Origin of the sequence: Yoonia litorea (genome assembly GCF_900114675.1) — a bacterium.
Classification (GTDB): domain Bacteria; phylum Pseudomonadota; class Alphaproteobacteria; order Rhodobacterales; family Rhodobacteraceae; genus Yoonia; species Yoonia litorea.
Genome location: NZ_FOZM01000001.1, coordinates 17,012 through 36,363 on the forward strand (window position 1 = coordinate 17,012; position 19,352 = coordinate 36,363).

General features: G+C 57.6%; 23 protein-coding genes. 17 read left to right on the plus strand and 6 right to left on the minus strand.

Annotated features, from left to right (window positions below; all coding sequences use genetic code 11):
- The first annotated feature begins 664 nt into the window (after positions 1-664).
- The 17 genes from rplO to BM316_RS00220 all read left to right on the plus strand — a co-directional run bounded on the left by rplO (position 665) and on the right by BM316_RS00220 (position 15,563).
- Positions 665-1,138 carry a 50S ribosomal protein L15 gene (rplO, locus tag BM316_RS00140; protein WP_090202435.1) on the plus strand — a complete coding sequence of 158 codons (474 nt, stop codon included), beginning with the start codon at positions 665-667 and terminating at the stop codon, positions 1,136-1,138.
- A gap of 105 nt (positions 1,139-1,243) precedes the next feature.
- Positions 1,244-2,602 carry a preprotein translocase subunit SecY gene (secY, locus tag BM316_RS00145; RefSeq protein ID WP_090202438.1) on the plus strand — a complete coding sequence of 453 codons (1,359 nt, stop codon included), beginning with the start codon at positions 1,244-1,246 and terminating at the stop codon, positions 2,600-2,602.
- Positions 2,599-3,243, plus strand: coding sequence for an adenylate kinase (locus BM316_RS00150; RefSeq protein ID WP_090202441.1), 645 nt, complete (start codon positions 2,599-2,601; stop codon positions 3,241-3,243). Before secY ends, BM316_RS00150 begins: the two co-directional genes overlap by 4 nt.
- 31 nt (positions 3,244-3,274) lie before the next feature.
- On the plus strand, positions 3,275-4,000 hold the full coding sequence (locus BM316_RS00155) for a sulfotransferase family 2 domain-containing protein (protein WP_165606507.1): 726 nt from the start codon (positions 3,275-3,277) through the stop codon (positions 3,998-4,000).
- A 205-nt stretch (positions 4,001-4,205) separates the two neighbouring features.
- Entirely contained in the window at positions 4,206-4,574 is a 369-nt protein-coding gene (rpsM, locus tag BM316_RS00160; protein WP_090207262.1) for a 30S ribosomal protein S13, read from the plus strand.
- Between the two features lie 14 nt (positions 4,575-4,588).
- The gene (rpsK, locus tag BM316_RS00165) at positions 4,589-4,978 is read left to right on the plus strand and encodes a 30S ribosomal protein S11 (RefSeq protein ID WP_090202446.1); all 390 of its coding nucleotides are present in this window, start codon (positions 4,589-4,591) and stop codon (positions 4,976-4,978) included.
- A gap of 111 nt (positions 4,979-5,089) precedes the next feature.
- A complete protein-coding gene (locus BM316_RS00170) occupies positions 5,090-6,106 on the plus strand; it encodes a DNA-directed RNA polymerase subunit alpha (protein WP_165606508.1) in 1,017 nt (338 codons plus the stop codon).
- Between the two features lie 134 nt (positions 6,107-6,240).
- On the plus strand, positions 6,241-6,660 hold the full coding sequence (gene rplQ / locus BM316_RS00175) for a 50S ribosomal protein L17 (RefSeq protein WP_090202452.1): 420 nt from the start codon (positions 6,241-6,243) through the stop codon (positions 6,658-6,660).
- A gap of 82 nt (positions 6,661-6,742) precedes the next feature.
- Positions 6,743-8,053, plus strand: a complete 1,311-nt coding sequence (locus tag BM316_RS00180) for a replication-associated recombination protein A (RefSeq protein ID WP_090202454.1) — start codon at positions 6,743-6,745, stop codon at positions 8,051-8,053.
- 31 nt (positions 8,054-8,084) lie between these two features.
- Positions 8,085-8,444: a fluoride efflux transporter CrcB gene (crcB, locus tag BM316_RS00185; RefSeq protein WP_090202457.1), complete on the plus strand. Its 360-nt coding sequence runs from the start codon at positions 8,085-8,087 to the stop codon at positions 8,442-8,444.
- Entirely contained in the window at positions 8,441-9,496 is a 1,056-nt protein-coding gene (locus BM316_RS00190; protein ID WP_090202460.1) for an RluA family pseudouridine synthase, read from the plus strand. Before crcB ends, BM316_RS00190 begins: the two co-directional genes overlap by 4 nt.
- The gene (locus BM316_RS00195; protein WP_090202462.1) at positions 9,489-10,151 is read left to right on the plus strand and encodes an HAD-IA family hydrolase; all 663 of its coding nucleotides are present in this window, start codon (positions 9,489-9,491) and stop codon (positions 10,149-10,151) included. The genes BM316_RS00190 and BM316_RS00195 overlap by 8 nt, the downstream gene beginning before the upstream one ends.
- Positions 10,152-10,157: 6 nt before the next feature.
- Positions 10,158-10,868, plus strand: coding sequence for an ATP12 family chaperone protein (locus BM316_RS00200; RefSeq protein ID WP_090202466.1), 711 nt, complete (start codon positions 10,158-10,160; stop codon positions 10,866-10,868).
- A gap of 213 nt (positions 10,869-11,081) precedes the next feature.
- Entirely contained in the window at positions 11,082-12,101 is a 1,020-nt protein-coding gene (locus tag BM316_RS00205) for an amino acid ABC transporter substrate-binding protein (RefSeq protein ID WP_090202469.1), read from the plus strand.
- A gap of 131 nt (positions 12,102-12,232) precedes the next feature.
- Positions 12,233-13,450: an amino acid ABC transporter permease gene (locus BM316_RS00210; RefSeq protein WP_090202472.1), complete on the plus strand. Its 1,218-nt coding sequence runs from the start codon at positions 12,233-12,235 to the stop codon at positions 13,448-13,450.
- A gap of 1 nt (position 13,451) precedes the next feature.
- Positions 13,452-14,750, plus strand: coding sequence for an amino acid ABC transporter permease (locus BM316_RS00215; protein ID WP_090202474.1), 1,299 nt, complete (start codon positions 13,452-13,454; stop codon positions 14,748-14,750).
- A 63-nt stretch (positions 14,751-14,813) separates the two neighbouring features.
- Positions 14,814-15,563: an amino acid ABC transporter ATP-binding protein gene (locus tag BM316_RS00220; RefSeq protein ID WP_090207265.1), complete on the plus strand. Its 750-nt coding sequence runs from the start codon at positions 14,814-14,816 to the stop codon at positions 15,561-15,563.
- Between the two features lie 66 nt (positions 15,564-15,629).
- Here the strand turns inward: BM316_RS00220 and BM316_RS00225 are convergent, their stop codons facing one another.
- From BM316_RS00225 to BM316_RS00250, 6 genes are all read right to left on the minus strand, one after another.
- Entirely contained in the window at positions 15,630-15,851 is a 222-nt protein-coding gene (locus BM316_RS00225; RefSeq protein WP_090202477.1) for a hypothetical protein, read from the minus strand.
- 111 nt (positions 15,852-15,962) lie between these two features.
- Positions 15,963-16,463: a SixA phosphatase family protein gene (locus tag BM316_RS00230; RefSeq protein ID WP_242649685.1), complete on the minus strand. Its 501-nt coding sequence runs from the start codon at positions 16,461-16,463 to the stop codon at positions 15,963-15,965.
- Positions 16,460-17,062: a 4Fe-4S dicluster domain-containing protein gene (locus BM316_RS00235; protein WP_090207269.1), complete on the minus strand. Its 603-nt coding sequence runs from the start codon at positions 17,060-17,062 to the stop codon at positions 16,460-16,462. Before BM316_RS00235 ends, BM316_RS00230 begins: the two co-directional genes overlap by 4 nt.
- A gap of 14 nt (positions 17,063-17,076) precedes the next feature.
- On the minus strand, positions 17,077-17,949 hold the full coding sequence (gene argB / locus BM316_RS00240) for an acetylglutamate kinase (RefSeq protein WP_242649687.1): 873 nt from the start codon (positions 17,947-17,949) through the stop codon (positions 17,077-17,079).
- Positions 17,946-18,593, minus strand: a complete 648-nt coding sequence (yihA, locus tag BM316_RS00245) for a ribosome biogenesis GTP-binding protein YihA/YsxC (RefSeq protein ID WP_090202480.1) — start codon at positions 18,591-18,593, stop codon at positions 17,946-17,948. Before yihA ends, argB begins: the two co-directional genes overlap by 4 nt.
- A gap of 3 nt (positions 18,594-18,596) precedes the next feature.
- Positions 18,597-19,352, minus strand: coding sequence for an MOSC domain-containing protein (locus BM316_RS00250; protein WP_090202483.1), 756 nt, complete (start codon positions 19,350-19,352; stop codon positions 18,597-18,599).

A 19,352-nucleotide genomic window follows, 5' to 3' on the forward strand; every position in this document is an offset into this window, starting at 1 on the left:
TGATCCACCGGATCATTTCCAAGACGGTCCAAACCCTCCCCCACGGGGAGGGCGCCTTTGCAACGCAGCAATCAGAACCACCGTTTTGGCCGCTGGCACCCAAGCACACAACCCAAACCAAGAAGCGCCCACCCCGAGGTCCGGGCGCTGCCCTTTCGTTGCGCTCCAACATGAACGCCCCCCGAGGCTCCGCTCATGTGAACCTGAATTGATCCGCTGGATCATTTCCGAGACGGTCCAAGCCCCCTTGGTTTGCGTGAACCCCAACGGACAACGACGACCAAGATAGTTCGATATCGCACCACTTTCCCTAAAGGCTGCAACGAAACCTTACCCTGCCATTCACCTTTCCCACCGCGCGCCCCTTTAACCCCGCAACATGTGGCAAGACGTATGCACAGCCGGTGTACGGCATGTGTACACCCCGTGCACGGCCGGTGCATCGTGCAGAGCCCTTGTTTTGTGGCCGTTTACCATACTGACCCCCCGTTTGCGGCAGCACCGTCAAAACACCCCGCCGCACGTTGCGTCCTGAGGCTTGATCCCTCTGCCGCATCCGTCTATACGCGCGCAGTCGGCAAGCACTCCGCCCCGACTCAATATGTAACGCCGTGTTTGGCCGCTCCCGTCGCTGGGGGCCAATTCCGGCATAAGGAGAAGCGACATGAAACTGAATGAACTGCGCGATAACGAAGGCGCAACGCAACGCAAAAAGCGTATTGGCCGTGGTCCTGGTTCCGGCAAAGGTAAGACCGGTGGCCGTGGTATCAAAGGTCAGAAGTCCCGTTCGGGCGTAGCAATCAAAGGCTATGAAGGTGGCCAGATGCCGCTCTACCAGCGTCTGCCAAAGCGCGGCTTCAACAAGCCCAACCGCAAGGCCTATGCTGTTGTAAATCTGGGCCTGATCCAGAAATTCATCGACGACGGCAAGATCGACGCCAAGGCCGACATCACCGAAGACGCACTGGTCGCATCCGGCCTTGTGCGCCGCAAGAAAGACGGCATCCGCGTTCTGGCGAAAGGTGATTTCACCGCAAAGGCGAACATCTCCGTGACTGGCGCATCCAAAGGCGCTGTCGAGGCTGTTGAAAAGGCCGGCGGTTCACTGACTGTCACAACACCGGCAGCGGCTGAGTAAGACCTTGTGAGCGGCGGAGCCGTCGCTTACATATCTTCCCGAAGTTTTCCCATCGCCGCTGCCCGGGGAACCGTGCAGCGGCGTTCGTATTGAAAAGAGACCCATATGGCTTCTGCAGCAGAGCAAATGGCCGCCAACGTCAGTTGGTCCGCCCTTGGCAAAGCAACTGAACTGCGCCAGCGCATCTTCTTTACCCTTGGTTTGTTGATTGTTTACCGCCTCGGTACCTTCATTCCTGTGCCCGGTATTGATGCGATTGCCTTGCAGCAATTCATGGATGACGCACAGGCCGGGATCGGTGGCATTTTGTCGATGTTCACCGGCGGCGCGCTGTCACGTATGGCGATCTTTACGCTGGGCATCATGCCTTACATCTCTGCCTCGATCGTGATGCAGCTTCTGGGTTCCATGTGGGAACCGCTGAAGCAGCTCAAGAAAGAAGGCGAGCAGGGACGGCGCAAGCTCAACCAGTATACCCGCTACGGCACCGTGGTGCTCGCGACCGCACAGGCCTACGGGCTTGCTGTCAGCCTTGAAGCAGGCGGTCTGGCAGCCAATCCGGGCCTCTTCTTCCAGGCCTCGACGGTCATCACCATCGTCGGCGGCACCATGTTCCTGATGTGGCTGGGTGAGCAGATCACCGCGCGCGGTATCGGCAATGGTATTTCGCTGATCATCTTCGTTGGCATTATTGCCGAAATTCCGGCCGCTTTGGCGCAGTTTCTCAGCCAGGGCCGCACCGGCGCGATCAGCCCGCTGGTGATTGTCGGCATCATCGTGATGCTGGCGGTCGTGCTGACATTTGTGGTCTTCATGGAGCGCAGCCTGCGCAAGATCCATATCCAGTATCCGCGCCAGCAGCGCGGCATGAAGGTCTATGACGGATCAACCAGCCACCTGCCGATCAAGGTAAACCCGGCTGGCGTGATCCCTGCGATCTTTGCCTCTGCCTTGCTGCTCCTGCCGACGACGATCAGCACATTCAGCGGCGGTTCATCCGGCCCTGTGATGTCAACGATCCTTGCGCTTTTCGGCCCCGGTCAACCGCTTTACCTGATCTTCTTCGGCGGCATGATCATCTTCTTTACGTACTTCTACACACGCGAAGTCGCCTTCAAGACCGAGGACGTGGCCGAGAACCTCAAGAACCAGAATGGCTTTATTCCGGGCATTCGTCCCGGCAAGAAGACAGAGGAATATCTGGATTACGTTGTGACCCGTATTCTGGTCCTCGGTTCGGGTTATCTGGCACTGGTTGCCCTGCTGCCCGAGGTGATCCGTGCTGAGCTTGCCATCCCATTCTACTTTGGCGGGACGTCTATTCTGATTATTGTGTCTGTCGGTATGGACACGATCCAGCAGATCCAGTCCCACCTTGTGGCGCATCAATACGAAGGCCTGATTGAGAAATCTCAATTGCGCGGCAAACGTAACGCAAAACGGAAAGGGCCTGCGCGTCGATGAATATTATTCTGCTTGGACCACCAGGAGCCGGCAAGGGAACACAAGCCCGCCGCCTCGTTGATGAACGCAATATGGTGCAACTGAGCACCGGCGACATGCTGCGTGCTGCGCGGACAAGCGGAACTGAAATGGGCAAGATGGTTGCCGGGGTCATGGATCGCGGTGAGCTTGTCACAGACGAAATCGTCATCGGCCTGATCCGCGAACAACTCGAAAGCGGGCAGGGCGGCGGAGGCTACATCTTCGACGGCTTTCCACGCACGCTGGCACAGGCCGACGCATTGGGGGCCTTGCTTGACGACTTGGGCGAAAGCCTCGACTGCGTAATTGAAATGCAGGTCGACGATGAGGCGCTCGTGGCGCGTATTACTGCTCGTGCGACCTGCGGCTCCTGCGGCGAGGTCTATAACGACAACACCAAACCGATCCCTGCCGACGGCAAGTGCACCAATTGCGGTGCAGAGAACTTCCAGCGGCGAGCCGACGATAACGAGGACAGCCTGCGCACGCGGTTGATGGCCTATTACAAGCAGACCAGCCCATTGGTTGGCTACTACTATGCAAAGGGCGATCTGAAGTCAGTCGATGGACTGGCGAGCATGGATGAGGTTGCTGAAAGCATCTCACGTTGCCTCGGGTAGCCTGAGAGCAGCCCCGCCTCAGGAAAACTGGATGCATATCATCGGAGACATCAGACGCGCCCATTCCATCAGGCGGTGGACGCGTCGGGTTGCATCCGGTCAGATTGATCCAAAAGATCATCAATGCATTCCCATTGCGGGTGCAGGTGCCTCAGTCATCTACATCCCTGTGCCAAAGGCCGCGAATACATCTATCCGCTCGGCGATCCTGCCGTGTTTTGCCCATGACTATGACGACTATGACGGAACGATACACCACCATCCCGCCATTCCGGTCAAACCGCTAAGGAGTTCATTGGCCGAGATCGACGATCCGGCAATGATGTTCACCGTTGTCCGTCACCCTGCCGAACGCATTTTCAGCACCTATCGCAACAAGATGGGCCGGGGAAAATACTTTGGACATGCGGCGCGGCTGGGGATGAGCAAGACAATCAGTTTTGACGCATTTCTTGAAATTCTGAGCAGCGTTCCCAAGTCTTCATTAGACAGCCATTTCAAACCGCAGACACTATTGTTGCATTACGTTCTTGATGATCACCGACTGGAAATTTTCAAGACAGAAGAGATTGCGGGTCATTGGCCCGATATCGCACAGCGTATCACGGACCTCACTGGCAAAGAGCCCAACGCAACGCTAGGCCGTCTCAATCAGACAGAAAGCGCTCGCCGTGAAAGACAGTGGACAAAGCACCAGAAAAACCTGATCGAGCACCTTTACGCGGATGACTTCACGCAATTCGGCTACGAGTGGTAATTGCTGTCGGAAAGCGGTCTTGACCCTTGGGGCATACCCCCCTAAACAGCGCCATCCCGGAAGGGAATCAAATGATCTGACGCGGGTCGCTCCCGCCGATGGATGACTACCTCGAGATATCAAAGCCCGGCGCCGATCGCTCCGGGCTTCGGTTGTGAAAAAAGGGTCTGGAATCACGGACCCGCAACGAAAAGGAATTACACACGTGGCACGTATCGCCGGCGTAAACATCCCGACTGCAAAGCGGGTCCCTATCGCCCTCACTTACATCACCGGTATCGGCAACGCGAAAGCGGCTGAGATCTGCGAAGCAACAAACATCGACATGACCCGTCGCGTCAACGAACTGTCCGACGCCGAGGTTCTGTCCATCCGTGAATACATTGACGCGAACCTGACTGTTGAAGGTGATCTGCGCCGTGAAACACAGATGAACATCAAGCGTCTGATGGACCTTGGCTGCTACCGTGGCCTGCGCCACCGTCGTAACCTGCCGGTTCGTGGTCAGCGGACATCGACAAACGCACGCACACGCAAGGGCCCTGCAAAGGCCATTGCTGGCAAGAAGAAATAAGGGGGGCTTGATCAATGGCACGTGATACCAAACGCACCAAGAAGAAGGTCTCCAAGAACATCGCCGCTGGCGTTGCACATGTGAACTCTTCTTTCAACAACACAAAAATCCTGATCTCCGACGTGCAGGGCAACGCCATTTCATGGTCGTCCGCGGGCACAATGGGCTTCAAGGGTTCGCGTAAGTCGACACCATATGCGGCCCAGATGGCTGCCGAGGATGCTGGCCGTAAGGCACAGGATCACGGTGTGAAGACACTGGAAGTCGAAGTTCAGGGCCCAGGCTCTGGTCGTGAAAGCGCGCTGCGCGCTCTGGCGGCTGTTGGCTTCAACATCACGTCGATCCGCGACGTGACCCCAATGGCGCACAACGGCTGCCGCCCACCAAAGCGCCGCCGCGTCTAAGACATATTCCAACGCCTTGGGGTCGTGCCATTTCGCACGGCCCCAATCCGTCATTTTAACCTCGGGCGTCTGCCTTTTTGATCATGAAGGCCGACTAGTATGGAGGGACATATGATCCATAAAAACTGGGCTGAGTTGATTAAGCCAACTCAATTGGAAGTCAAACCGGGCAACGATCCAAGCCGTCAGGCAACAGTCATTGCTGAACCACTTGAGCGTGGTTTCGGTCTGACGCTGGGCAACGCCCTGCGCCGTATTTTGATGAGCTCCCTTCAGGGTGCTGCCATCACTGCCGTTCAGATCGACAATGTTCTGCACGAGTTTTCGTCGGTCTCTGGTGTGCGTGAAGACGTCACCGATATCGTACTGAACCTCAAGGGTGTTGCCATCCGCATGGAAGTCGAAGGTCCAAAGCGTCTCTCCGTTCAGGCCAAAGGCCCTGGCGTTGTGACGGCTGCAGACATCTCGGAAACCGCAGGCATCGAGATCCTGAACAAGGATCACGTGATCTGCCACCTCGACGATGGTGCCGACCTTTACATGGAACTGACCGTCAACACCGGTAAGGGCTATGTGTCTGCGGACAAAAACAAGCCTGAAGACGCACCTATCGGCATGATCTCGATCGACGCGATCTACTCGCCGGTCAAGAAAGTCAGCTATGACGTGCAGCCGACCCGTGAAGGTCAGGTTCTGGACTATGACAAGCTGACCATGAAGGTGGAAACCGACGGGTCGATCACGCCTGATGATGCCGTGGCCTATGCCGCACGCATCCTGCAGGACCAGCTGTCGATCTTCGTCAACTTCGACGAGCCAGAGTCGGCACAGGCCGGTTCCGACGACGACGGTCTTGAGTTCAACCCGCTGCTGCTGAAGAAAGTGGACGAGCTGGAGCTGTCTGTCCGTTCGGCAAACTGCCTCAAGAACGACAACATCGTCTACATCGGCGATCTGATCCAGAAGACCGAAGCAGAGATGCTGCGCACGCCGAACTTCGGCCGCAAGTCGCTGAACGAGATCAAGGAAGTGCTGTCCGGTATGGGTCTGCACCTCGGCATGGACGTCGAGGACTGGCCACCAGACAACATCGAAGATCTGGCCAAGAAGTTCGAAGACCAGTTCTAAGAGATTCGGGTGGGCGGTGACGCCCACCCACAAATGCCCGGGTTGCCGGGGAACATCTGGGCAATCCCGCCCCACAAACGGAGCGAACGTCACGCAGCGTTACGCCCACCCTAAAACGAAATGGAGACTTACACATGCGTCACGCAAGAGGTTACCGCCGCCTGAACCGCACCCACGAGCACCGCAAGGCGCTTTTTGCAAACATGGCTGGCTCGCTCATCGAGCATGAGCAAATCAAGACAACACTGCCAAAGGCGAAAGAACTGCGCCGCGTGGTGGAAAAGCTGGTCACGCTGGGCAAGCGCGGCGATCTGCACGCCCGTCGTCAGGCCGCAGCACAGCTCAAGCAGGACATGCACGTTGCCAAGCTGTTCGACGTCATCGGCCCACGTTATGCCGAGCGTCAGGGTGGCTATATCCGCATCATGAAGGCCGGCTTCCGTTACGGCGACATGGCGCCAATGGCGATCATCGAATTCGTTGACCGCGACGTGGACGCCAAGGGCGCTGCCGACAAGGCCCGTCTGGAAGAATACGAGAACGCAGAAGACTAAGACCTTCGCGGTTCGATTTTGCAAAGCCCCGCCGGTATCGGCGGGGCTTTCGCTTTTTGGTGCAACCCATATTGTAAGTGTCATGGCCGATCTTTTCGACAGCGCCCCGTCCACCGCCCCTGCTGGCCCACGCCCGCTGGCGGATCGTTTGCGGCCCAAGAAACTGTCGGAGGTCATCGGGCAGGATCAGGTGCTTGGACCCGATGCGCCGCTGGGGACGATGCTTGCCTCCGGTTCGCTTTCGTCGCTCATTTTCTGGGGCCCGCCCGGCGTCGGCAAGACGACCATCGCCCGCCTTCTGGCCGACGAAACCGACCTGCATTTCGTGCAGATCAGCGCGATCTTTACCGGTGTACCCGAGTTGCGCAAAGTCTTTGAGGCGGCCAAGCTGCGGCGCCAGAACGGCAAGGGCACGCTTTTGTTCGTTGACGAAATCCACCGTTTCAACAAGGCCCAGCAGGACGGGTTTCTGCCCCATATGGAAGACGGGACGATCCTGTTGGTGGGTGCGACGACCGAGAACCCGAGTTTCGAGCTGAACGCGGCTGTGCTGTCCCGCGCGCAGGTGTTCATTCTTAAACGGCTTGACCTGAAAGACCTCGAACTCCTCGCACAACGGGCCGAGAAAGAGCTTGGCAAGCCGCTGCCGCTGGACGGGCCTGCGCGGGATGCGCTTCTTGAAATGGCCGATGGGGACGGGCGGGCGTTGCTCAACCTTATCGAACAGGTCGCCGCGTGGAAGACCGACGCCAAGCTGGATCGCGACGCGCTGACCAAGCGCCTGATGAAGCGGGCCGCGAAATACGACAAGTCTGGCGACGAGCATTACAACCTGATTTCAGCCTTGCATAAATCCGTGCGCGGCTCTGACCCCGATGCCGCACTTTACTGGTTCGCGCGGATGCTGGCTGGGGGCGAAGACCCGCGTTACCTCGCCCGTCGCATCACCCGCATGGCGGTCGAGGATATTGGGCTGGCCGATCCGCAGGCGCAGGCAATTTGCCTGCAAGCGTGGGAAACCTACGAGCGCTTGGGCAGCCCAGAGGGTGAGCTGGCGCTGGTGCAAGCCGTCACCTACCTTGCGCTCGCGCCAAAATCGAACGCGGCCTATGTGGCCTATAAGGGCGCGATGTCTGCTGCGAAGCAGACAGGATCAGAGCCGCCTCCGGCGCATATTCTCAATGCGCCCACCAAGCTGATGAAAGAACAGGGCTTTGGTGCGGGCTACGCCTATGACCACGATGCCGAGGATGGTTTCAGCGGGCAGAACTACTTTCCGGAAGGCATGAAGCGAGGGGTTTACTACACCCCCGTCGATCGTGGATTCGAGCGCGAGTTGAAAAAGCGAGTTGATTACTTCGCAAGCTTGCGCGCCAAGCGGGGCAAGACTTGACGATCAGCCCTGAAACCCGCATGGGGGCGGCATGATGACACCTGTGATCTCTGTCGCACTCGGGGGCGCCTTGGGCGCTGTGCTGCGCTATCTTGTCGGATTGGCCGTGGCCTTTCCGCTGGGCACGCTTGCTGTCAACGTGATCGGCTCGTTCCTGATCGGTGTGGTCTGGGTCGTCTTTGCCGCGCGGGGTCTGCAGGCGTGGTTGCCGTTTGTCATGACTGGGGTTTTGGGCGGGTTTACCACGTTCTCGGCTTTCTCGCTTGATACCCTGCGCCTGATCGAGGATGGCCGTATCGCAGGGGCGGGCGGCTATGTCGTCGCATCGGTTCTCCTGTCGCTATTGGCTTGCGCGGCGGGTTTGTGGATCGCCAAAGGAGGTGCCGCATGAGCGGTGTACATACAAGAACCATTGGCCCCGAAGACGCCGAGCAGCGGCTTGACCGCTACCTCCGCCGTCTTTTTCCGCATCTGACCCAGGGCCGCATCGAAAAAATGTGCCGCAAGGGTGAGTTGCGCGTGGACGGGGGGCGCGTGAAGCCGAATACACGTCTGGATGTAGGCCAGAAGGTCCGCATTCCCCCCTTGCCGTCCGAGGCAGAGGCAGAGGCGGCAAGGCAACTTGCCAAAAGCGGTGTCAGCAAGGCGGATGCAAAGCTGATCCAGTCCTGCGTCATCTATAAAGACGAGCATATCATCGCGATCAACAAGCCCCCGGGACTGGCGACGCAAGGCGGGTCCAAAACCACCCGTCACGTCGACGGGCTGGCCGAGGCCTTGATGTACGACTACGACGAGAAACCAAGATTGGTGCACCGTCTGGACAAGGATACTTCTGGCGTTCTGTTGCTGGCTCGCACGCGATTGATGGCCAAGAAACTGACCGAGAACCTCAAGCATCGTGAGACCCGGAAGATCTATTGGGCGGCGGTAGCAGGTGTGCCGCATCCACGCGCAGGCACAATCAAATACGGACTTGTCAAAGCGCCGGGTCATGGTCGCGGCGGCGAGAACGAAAAGATGCGCTGCGTACATCCGCGCGACATTGAAACGACCGAAGGTGCAAAGCGGGCCACCTCTGACTACGCGGTGATGGATCAGCTTGCCAGCCGCGCGGCCTGGTGTGCCTTGGTTCCGATTACAGGCCGCACCCATCAGCTTCGTGCCCATATGGCCGAGATTGGCCATCCGATTGTAGGCGACGGCAAATACGGTGGTTCGTCTCAGGAAAACCTTGGTGATGGCTGGGGTGCTGGTATGGGGTCCGAGATCGGCCGCAAGCTTCATCTGCATGCGCGGTCCCTGACGATCGAACACCCCGCCACTGGTGCCACACTTCACATCACGGCCCCGTTGCCAGAGCATATGCAGCATACGTGGGATTTTGTGGGCTGGGTCGTGGGCCATGCGCCGGTCGATCCGTTCAATATGCCCGATGAGTGATCTTCGACTTGTCATCTTCGATGTCGATGGCACACTGATCGACAGTCAGGCCGAGATCATGGCCGCGATGGGTGCCGCGTTCCAGTCAGAGGGCCTGACGCTTCCTGAGCGGGCGGCGGTGCTTTCGATTGTTGGCCTTTCGCTGGCCGAAGCTTTCAAGCGGTTGATGCCTCATGTGGATGAGCGGCAGCAGGGGCGGTTGGTTGACGCCTACAAGGATGCGTTCGTCGGGTTGCGCACGCAGAACAAGGAAATGGGCCCGCTGTTTCCTGGTGCGCGTGCTGCGATTGATCGCTTGCTGGAGCGGGATGACACCCTTCTTGCCCTTGCGACCGGTAAGTCACGTCGCGGCTTGGACAAGGTGCTTGAGCGACACGGGCTGGAAGGCGTCTTTCATAGCGAACAGGTTGCTGATCACCACCCCAGCAAACCAAACCCTTCGATGATCCTGACTGCTCTCAATCAGACCGGCGTCATGCAGCATCGCGCGGTGATGGTGGGCGATACCACCTATGACATGGACATGGCGCGTGCTGCTGGTGTCAAAAAGATCGGTGTGCCGTGGGGCTATCATCCGGCCGAGCATCTGATGCCAGACGAAATGATTGACGACTTTGCGGCCCTCGATGCCGCTGTGGATAGACTGCTAGGCTGACAAAAGATGAGTGACTGGAAACCCAAACGATTTTGGAAAGAAGCGAGCGTTTCAGAAGAAAACGATGGCTATGGCGTGTTGCTTGATGGCCGCCCTGTACGGACGCCTGCCAAAGCAGCACTGTTGGTCCCCACCAAAGCGATGGCAGAAGCTATCGCATCAGAATGGGATGCGCAGGAAAAAGAGGTCGATCCCCGCACGATGCCTGTCACCAAGGGCGCGAATGCGGCCATCGACAAGGTGCGTCACCAGCGCGAGGAAGTGATTGCATTGCTGGCGGAGTATGGTGACAGCGATCTGCTTTGCTATCGCGCTGCTGGCCCTGATGCGCTCGTCACCCGCCAAAAAGAAAACTGGGACCCAATGCTTGACTGGGCGGCCAACGCCTTGGGCGCGCGGCTTTTTGTCGGCGAAGGTGTCATGCATGTGCCGCAAACCGAGAAGGCGCTGCTGCGGTTGCGCGACGAGTTGGTCGATCTTGACGAATTTGCTTTGGCAGGCGCCCATGACCTGATCAGCATATCAGGATCGCTTGTTCTGGCTATCGCCGTAATGAAGGGCGCGATCAGCGAAGACGAAGCATGGCGACTGTCGCGGATTGATGAACACTGGCAGATTGAGCAGTGGGGCGAAGACGAAGAAGCGGCCGCCAGTGAGGAGGCCAAGCGTGTGGCTTTTTTCGATGCTGCCAGGTTCTTCCGGCTTTCCTTGCGTTAGTCTTGCTGCCGACGAAAAGGCCAACACACGCAAATTTGCCCAATTTTCCGTCAAATGGCGGTCGTTTTATGTGCCGCGCCCTTGACTCCCGAGGCGTTTAAACAAAGTCTTGGTGCACTGAGAGGGCGCGATCCTCTCATTCACTATACTGTCTATCGGGACGGGAAAAAAATTGATCGCCCCTTAGGGGTGACAACTCAGGAAGAGGTAAAAATGAAAAAAACCGCATTTTACGGCGCACTCGCTGTTGCCGGTCTGGCTGCATCAACAGCCTCCGCTGCGACACTTGATGACGTCCGCGAACGTGGCGTGCTGAACTGTGGCGTGACAACCGGTCTGGTTGGCTTCGCGTCGCCAGACGCGAACGGCGTCTGGGATGGCTTCGACGTTGGCGTCTGCCGCGCTGTTGCTGCTGCTGTTCTGGGTGACCCAGAAGCAGTCGAGTTCGTTCCAACTACTGGTAAGACACGCTTCACCGCGCTGGCTTCCGGCGAAATCGACATGCTGGCACGTAACACCACATGGACATTCAGCCGTGACGTTGACCTGAAGTTCGAATTTGTCGGCATCAACTACTACGACGGTCAGGGCTTCATGGTCCCACGTGACCTCGGCGTATCGTCTGCAAAAGACCTCGATGGCGCAACTGTCTGCATTCAGACAGGCACAACAACAGAGCTGAACCTGGCCGACTACTTCCGCGCCAACAACATCAGCTACGAGCCAGTGCCGATCGAAACCAACGCTGAAGCACAGCAGCAGTACCTTGCCGGTGCTTGCGACGTTTACACAACTGACGCATCCGGTCTGGCTGCGACACGTGCATCCTTCGAAAACCCAGGCGACCACGTTCTGCTGCCTGAAATCGTATCCAAAGAGCCACTCGGCCCGCTGGTACGTCACGGCGACAACGACTGGGGCGACATTGTCCGCTGGACACTGAACGCGCTGATCGCAGCTGAAGAGCTGGGCGTGACATCTGCCAACATCGAAGAACTGGCAGCGGCACCAACTGGCAACCCAGAAGTAAACCGCCTGCTGGGCACAGAAGGTGAGCTGGGCGCAATGCTGGGTCTGGAAGCAGACTGGGCGAAGAACGCAATTGCTGCTGGTGGTAACTACGGCGAACTGTTCGAAAAGAACATCGGCGAGAACACACCAATCGGTCTGGCGCGCGGTCTGAACGCGCAGTGGACAGACGGTGGTCTGCTCTACTCTCCACCATTCCGTTAAGGACAATTTGCAAGATCAAAGGGCGCGGTTACGACCGCGCCCTTTCACCAAAGACGGCCAAAAAATTCTGACGCAAACACGCCGGATAACCGGCATAGAAAAATAAGCGTCAAAAAGACGGGGAAACCATAATGACGACGGTCACAGACCCACCACAGGGGTCGTTCCGCCTGTCGATGCTCATCAACGACACGCGTTACCGATCTTACACCTTTCAATTTATTGCATTGGCTTTGCTCATCGCCTTCATGGCGTATCTGGGCATGAACCTTGTGCGCAACCTTGCTGCGGCTGGCCTGAACATCTCGTTCGGGTTTCTTGGCGAACCGGCAGGGTATGACATCAACCAGCGGCCAATTGAATATGACAGCCAGTCAACGCACTTTCGCGCCGCGGCCGTCGGTATCCTCAATACGCTGATCGTCGCGTTTCTGGCTTGCGTGACTGCGACGATCTTTGGCGTGATCGCCGGTGTTTTGCGTCTTTCCAACAACTGGGTCATCCGCAAACTGATGTCCTTTTATGTTGAGATCTTCCGGAACATCCCTGTTCTGATCTGGATCATCATCATTTTCTCGATCATGACGGTCAGCATGCCTGCGCCGCGCGCGTTCCGGGGTGAAAACCCTGACTCGTCGATGCTCTTTGACATGTTCGCCTTCACCAACCGCGGGGTTTATACGCCCAAGCCGGTGCTTGATGGTGCAGCCGGGTGGATTGTGATTGCGGTCTTTATCGCATCTGTGATCGGGATCTTTGCCTACCGCCGCTATGCGACGAAGAAGCTTTATGCCACGGGCCAGCTTCTGCCAACATTCTGGCCATCGATTGCAATGTTCTTCGTGCCGACAATTCTTGTCTATTTCATTCTAGGACGTCCTATCACGCTCGATTACCCATCCTTGCAGGGGTTCAACTTCCAAGGTGGCATCCAGCTCAGGGGGTCGCTGATCGCGCTGTGGTTTGCGTTGGCGATCTATACGGGCGCATTTATCGCGGAAAACGTGCGCGCCGGTATTCAGGCGATCTCGAAGGGGCAGACAGAGGCGGCAGCGTCATTGGGTCTGCGTCCCGGACGGATCATGAATCTGGTGATCCTGCCACAGGCATTGCGGGTGATCATCCCGCCGCTGATTTCGCAGTATCTCAACATCACCAAGAACAGCTCTCTGGCGATTGCGGTAGGTTACATGGACGTCACCGCGACGCTGGGTGGCATCACGCTGAACCAGACAGGTCGCGCGATTGAGGCGATCCTGCTCTTGATGTTGTTCTACCTGACAATCTCGCTGCTGATTTCGGCGGTGATGAACGTCTACAACAACTCTGTAAAGCTGAAGGAGCGCTGATATGTCAGATACACATGCACATTCGGTCGCTTTCGTCCGTACAGAAACCCTTCCACAACTGCCGCCTCCGGTCGGTGAGCGGGGCGCCGTCAAATGGATGCGGGAGAACCTTTTCTCCACCATTCCAAACGGCATCCTGACCCTTGTTGCGCTCTATGTGATTTACCGTTTTGCGGCCTTCGCGCTGCCATGGATCGCAAACGGCATCTGGAACACTGACTCTCTTGCGGAATGTCGCGAGGTTCTGGACGGGACAACAGGCGCTTGCTTCTCGGTGATTTCTGAACGCTGGAACCAGCTCTTGTTCGGGTTCAGCTATCCATCAGAGCTTTACTGGCGGCCGGCACTGGCGTTCGTGCTGCTGTTCTTTGCAGCAGCACCGGTGATGTTCTTTGACTTGCCCCGCAAGTTGCTGATCTTCACAGCGCTCTATCCCTTCATCGCCTTCTGGCTGATCTGGGGTGGGACAATCCTCACGCCGCTGTTTGCGCTTGTGGGCATTGTTGTCGGTTATCTGGTCTACAGCCGTTATGTCCGGGACAGCTTTGCGATGGGCTTCTTCGGAGGCGTCCTGGCAGCACTGATCTTCTGGTGGCTCAGTGGCTATGTCACGGCAGCGCTGGCACCCGAAGAGCCGTTCCTTGAGGCTGTACAGTCGCGCGACATGGGGGGCTTTATGCTCAACATGATCCTTGGCGTGGTCTGTGTGTCACTGTCCTTGCCGCTGGGTATCGTGCTGGCGCTGGGCCGTCAGTCGTCCATGCCGATCATCAAGTGGATCTGTGTGATCTTCATCGAGTTTATCCGTGGCGTGCCGCTGATCACTTTGCTCTTCGTTGCGAACGTGGTTCTGGCCTACTTCCTGCCACCGGGGACAACCTTTGACCTGATCCTGCGCGTGATCATCATGATCACCATGTTCAGCTCGGCCTATATCGCCGAGGTGATCCGTGGTGGTCTGGCCGCTTTGCCCAAGGGCCAGTACGAGGCTGCTGACAGCCTTGGTCTGGACTACGCACAGGCAATGCGTCTGATCATTCTTCCGCAGGCACTGAAGATCTCGATCCCGGGCATCGTGAACGTGGCGGTGGGGCTGTTCAAAGACACCACACTCGTCTCGGTTATCTCGATGTTCGATCTGGTCGGCATGATCCGCGGTCCAATCCTGTCGTCAACCGACTGGAACGGGGTTTACTGGGAGCTGTTCATGGCAGCGTCCGTACTGTTCTTCGTCGTTTGCTACGGCATCTCACAATACTCACAATGGTTGGAGCGTCGTCTCGCAACCGACCACCGCTAAGGGGAGGCTAATCTTATGGCCGAAACACAACCATCCATGGACACGAATGTGGATACATCACAGATGCAGGTCTCAGACGAGGTCGCCATCACAATTGAAGGTATGAACAAGTGGTACGGTGCGTTCCACGTTCTTCGTGATATCAACCTGACAGTGAACCGGGGCGAGCGGATCGTTATCTGTGGTCCGTCCGGTTCGGGCAAGTCCACGCTCATCCGCTGCATTAACGCATTGGAAGAGCATCAGCAGGGCAAGATCACCGTGGACGGCACATTGCTGTCCTCGGACCTCAAGAATATCGACAAGATCCGCTCGGAGGTTGGCATGTGCTTCCAGCACTTCAACCTCTTCCCGCATCTGACGATCCTTGAGAACTGTACGCTTGCGCCGATCTGGGTGCGCAAGACGCCCAAGAAGGAAGCTGAAGAAACAGCGATGCATTTCCTTGAGAAGGTGAAAATCCCTGATCAGGCGAACAAGTATCCCGGTCAGCTTTCGGGTGGTCAGCAGCAGCGTGTGGCGATTGCCCGTTCGCTGTGCATGCGTCCGCGCATCATGCTGTTCGACGAGCCGACATCGGCACTCGACCCCGAGATGATCAAAGAGGTGCTGGACACTATGATCGAGCTCGCGGAAGAGGGGATGACCATGCTGTGCGTGACCCACGAGATGGGCTTTGCCCGTCAGGTCGCCAACCGCGTGATCTTTATGGACCAAGGCCAGATTGTTGAGCAGAACGAGCCAGAAGAGTTCTTCAACAATCCAAAGTCTGAGCGCACACAGTTGTTCTTGAGCCAGATCCTCGGACACTAAGCGCCGCAACAAGTTAAGAATGTCCGGGAGAGCTGATTGCTTTCCCGGGCATTTCTTTTTCAGTCGCTAGGCTGCACGTTTCAGCCGTGGTTTGTCCTTGATCGGGATTTGGCGCAAATGCCCCTCTGTATGATAGACACTTTCCATCACTGCCCTGAGGTCCGGAATTGTGACTTCATCGGTATGCTGCGGACGCGCCGTTTGTTTGAATATTCTGGGGCCAAACTTGGTAACAAACGACTTGATAACCGGAGACCCTCTTAAGTTTTGAAGGTATTTCTTCATCATTTTTCTCCGAGTACACAGCGATGATTGCAAAGATCATCTGACCCGAAAAGAGCCTCTTGGCATGACGTGGCGTGACCCTTCGGGAGAGACGCCGGTCCAGCTAGCACAGCCTTAACCCTCGCGGTCGAAACCGATCAGATCCCTTGGCACAATGAAGTCGACGCAGGTCCCATCTTTTGCGTCTGGCGTTGCCATATCAACGATAGTCGTCGCGCACGTCGGATAGTCGTGGAATCTGGGATGCGATGGCGGTTCTGTGACGATACGGTTGGCGAGCATACCGATCCCGGGATTATGTCCAATCACTGCGACGACATCATGCTTTTCTTTGCGGACCAGATCAGTGATCGTGTCAGGGGCTGCGTGGTAGAGCCTGCGTGACAGGCGGAGTTTCGGACGCGTGTCGAAGTAAGGCATAATCAGTTCGGCGGTTTCTTGCGTCCTTGCGGCGTCGCTGCAATGGATAATCGCTGGCACATAGTCGTTGTCGGCCAACCATGCGCCGATTGCTCTGGCTGAGGCGCGGCCTCTTTTGTTGAGGACCCTTGCGTGATCGTTTGCAAACGGATCGCTCCAGCTCGACTTTGCGTGTCGGATGAGAATGAGCCTCATAGGAATGCCTCCATATGAAATGCGGATTGCGCCGCCAGACGCTTGCCGGCACCAACCGGACATGCACGTCGTGCAAGGCATCCATTGATGCGACAGTCGCGGCCCTCGGACGACCGGACATAGGCCTTGCAGGCGTCCACATCGTAGCCGTCAGCAAACGCGTCAACGGGGCAGGCGGTTTTGCAGGGGGCATGGCACTGCTGGCACGGTTGCGTAGTTTCACCCGCGCTGACCGGTTGGTTCCAGCGTAGCGCGCCGCGAAAAGAGGCGAAGAGACCGGCGTCATCGTGGACGAGAAACCCTATCGGGGAGGGCCAGAAGCGGCCAGACGCCACGGCCCAGCTGTAAAAAGGTGCGTAGGGTGGTCCACCGAATGGAAACAACGGCTCCGCGCCGAGCGTTTCAGCCAGATCACCGATGACCCGCAGCGACCAGCGATCCATCGGGTCAGGGGCACCGTCCTGATATTCGGTGCTTTGCGTAAATATCGCCCAGAACGCTGGTTCGTCTGGTCCAAGAAGCGTGATCGTATTCTGATCTTCGGACAGCTCGCCCAGCACGCGCAGACCGAGAGGGTCGAGCAGGCTGGAAAGCGTCATATGTCCCATCAACGTCAGCGCGGGCGGCGGATCAACGAGCCAGCACCATGATCGGTGAAGAGCTCCAGAAGGCATGCATTCGGCGCACGTCCGTCCAGAATGACAACCGCTCTCACGCCTTCGTTCATCGCAGCGAGAGCAGTTTCGGTTTTGGGGATCATCCCGCCTCCGATTGTGCCATCTGCGATCAAATCGGGGATGATGGCAGGGTCGATTTCAGTCAGCACGCTCCCGGCCTTGTCTTTTACCCCGGCAACATCCGTCAACAGAAGAAGGCGGTCGGCACGCAGGGCCCCTGCGATTGCGCCAGCAGCTGTGTCTCCGTTGATGTTGTATGTTTCGCCATCGCGGCCCATCCCAAGCGGTGCAATCACCGGGATTGCGTGGGCGGTATGCAAATCGCGAATAATCGTCGGGTCGACGGCAACAGGTGTGCCGACAAAACCAAGGTCGGGATTGGTTTGCTCGCAAATCATCAGGTGGGCGTCCTTGCCCGAGAGCCCGACAGCTTTGCCACCCTCATCACTGATGGCCTGGACCAAGCGGTTGTTGACTTGGCCGGAAAGCACCATCTCGACGACGTCCATGGTCGCTTGGTCCGTCACGCGCTTGCCATTGACGAACTCAGACTTGATTGCGAGCTTCGCCAGCATTTCGTTGATCATAGGTCCACCACCGTGGACGACGACCGGATTGAGACCGACTTGACGCATCAGCACGACGTCTCGTGCGAAACTGTGCATCGCCTCATCGCTGCCCATGGCATGCCCGCCAAGTTTGATAACGACTGTCGCACCGGCATAGCGCTGCATATATGGCAACGCCTGGCTGAGGGTCTGGGCCGTCGCTATCCAGTCACGATTCATATCGTCATCTCTTTTCTTCATTCTATACCCGCAATGATGGCACGCAGCGTGGCGATACCATCGCCTTTCTCAGATGAGGTCAGCAAGATCTCAGGATAGGCGGCGGGGTGCTTTGCCAGTGCCGCGCGGGTTTTGTCCAGAGAGACCTTGAGAGCCTCGCCTTTGAGCTTGTCCGTCTTGGTCATCACGACCTGAAACGTCACAGCCGCGGAGTCGAGCAGCGACATGATTTCCTCGTCAACGGCCTTTGCGCCATGTCGCGCGTCGATCAACACAAAGACCCGCCGCAAGGTCTGGCGGCCTTGCAGATATTGCTTGAGCAACCTTTGCCATTTTTCAACCACAGCAACAGGCGCATTGGCAAAGCCATAACCGGGCAAGTCGACAACGTAGATATCACGCGCGGTGAAGAAGTTGATTTCCTGCGTCCGGCCAGGCGTGTTGGAGGCACGTGCAAGGCCCTTGCGCCCCGTCAAAGCGTTGATCAGTGACGACTTGCCAACGTTCGAGCGCCCCGCAAAGCAGACCTCAACACGGTCTGCGGGTGGCAGGCCGCTCATGGCGACAACACCTTTCAGGAACTCGGTTTCGCCCGCAAAAAGCAGACGGCCCTTTTCAAGGCTTGCCTCGTCCGGCGTTTCCACCTCGGGAAAGCGCATCTCCATGTGTCAGAGCACCTCTGCCGTATCGTTCATGGCGATCTTACCGGTCTTCGCGACCACGGCATAGACGCCAAAATTCTGGTTGTCCCAGCCGCTGCGCAAGGCCCCCAATGTGTCTGCGTCGCGCTGCCCTGTGTGCGGATTGGCTGTTGTGTGCATGCAGCGTTGGATCGGCTCAGTGACCGAGAGTTCGGCCTCGCCAATGCGGATGGTTTTGCCGATCCAGTCAAACTCATCCCATGCGGACAGGTCATCGAGCCAGATATTCCCGCGCCATCGCTCCTGTTCAAGCGGTTGTCCGACTTGCGCGGCCACGGCCGTATGTGAGGCGGTGTTCATGATCGATATCGTCGGTTCAGGCGTATCCGTTATGCCGCGCCCTGCGACCTTGTAGATGCCCTTTGGCTGGCGCTTGTCGGCAGGGCAAAGCGGCAGAACCCACATCAGAAATCCTGGCCAGTCATCTGGGTTGTCGGGCTGAAAGACGTGGCTGACAAGGTCTGCGTGGGTGAGGGTCACTGTTCCTGTACCCTCGTCCAGCTCTGCCCAGATACCGGCAAGCCCGGGCGTGGCTGCCCCGATCATGAAGTTCCGGCAAATGGCCCAGGCGGGGTTATCGTGATCGACTTGGGCAGCGTCATGCATGACTGCCCAATGCCGGTCCCACGGCATTGTTTGGCCTGTGGTCAGCGTGACCTCGGACAATGCCTCGCGACCGTGGCTCTTGATGGGATGCCGCCACAATGCGGCGACACGCGCCAT